Genomic DNA, 1,065 nt, shown 5'->3' on the forward strand with positions numbered 1-1,065 from the left:
CTGATAACGATCGAAGACACGTTGGAGCTGGTTATTCCGCACCCCAACCATGTGCGGTTGCTCTATTCAAAGTCGGGAACAGGAATCAGCTCGGTCAGTGCGGAAGACCTTTTGCACGCAAGTCTGCGCATGAGACCAGATCGGATCTTGCCGGCGGAGCTTCGCGACGCCGCCGCATGGACATATCTCAATGAGGTCGTATCGGGGCATCCCGGTTCGATTTCTACCATTCATGGCGCAAATCCGGTTCAGGCGTTCAAGAAGCTCTTCTCGCTCATCAAGGGCTCGCCCCAGGGGGCGGCGCTAGAAGACAAAACTCTTGTGGACATGCTCTCCGCCGCGATTGACGTAATCGTGCCCTTCGAAACGACAGGCGAGATCTATTCCATCGGCGAAGTGTGGCTGGCAGCGGATGCGCGCCGCAGAGGCGAGACAGCAGCAGATCTTCTGACGAAATACTGAAAGGAAGCGCACGATGGCGTCAGAAAACAAGTCGATCGTCTTGATCGCCCGGATGATCCTCGGAATTCTGATGGTATTTGTGTCTTGGACCGTTGTCGCGTCCTTTGTTTTTCTGAAGGGAACGGGTTTATCGGGCTCGTTCGAGCATCCTTTCTATCAATGGTGGCTCTATTTTCTGTATGGCCGGGATAATCCGATCGTAGTGCAATGGCTCAAGATCGGCGCGGGGGCAGGTGGTGTTGTGGTTGCGCTGGTAATGCTGGCGGTGATCTTCCGGCGTGGTGCAATCGGCCCTTCTCTGCGCCCGTCCATATTCAGTCGAAGGCAACGGCCTATCCGTGGCGTGACAGAGAATCATGGCTATGCGGACTGGATGACAATGAAGCAGGCCAGGCAGCTCTTTCCACGTCCTTCCGCTGAATATGGAGGTGTCGTTGTAGGCGAAGCCTATCGCGTGGATGAAGACCGGCATGCAAGGGTGCCCTTTCATCCCAAAGAGCCGAAAACATGGGGACAGGGCGGCCGTGCGCCATTGCTCATAGATCCCTGTGAGACAGGATCGACCCACAGTCTGGTTTTTGCCGGACCGGGATCGTTCAAGTC

General features: G+C 55.8%; 1 protein-coding gene and 1 pseudogene. Both read left to right on the forward strand.

The features are described 5' to 3' along the window. Positions 1 to 462, forward strand: a 462-nt coding sequence (locus tag B3759_RS07015) for an ATPase, T2SS/T4P/T4SS family (RefSeq protein WP_291365013.1), incomplete at its 5' end; no start/stop codon positions are given. Between the two features lie 13 nt (positions 463 to 475). Further along, positions 476 to 1,065, forward strand: a pseudogene (locus B3759_RS07020) (conjugal transfer protein TraG); the annotation flags it as partial.

This window comes from Acetobacter sp. UBA5411, assembly GCF_002409645.1.
GTDB lineage: Bacteria > Pseudomonadota > Alphaproteobacteria > Acetobacterales > Acetobacteraceae > Acetobacter.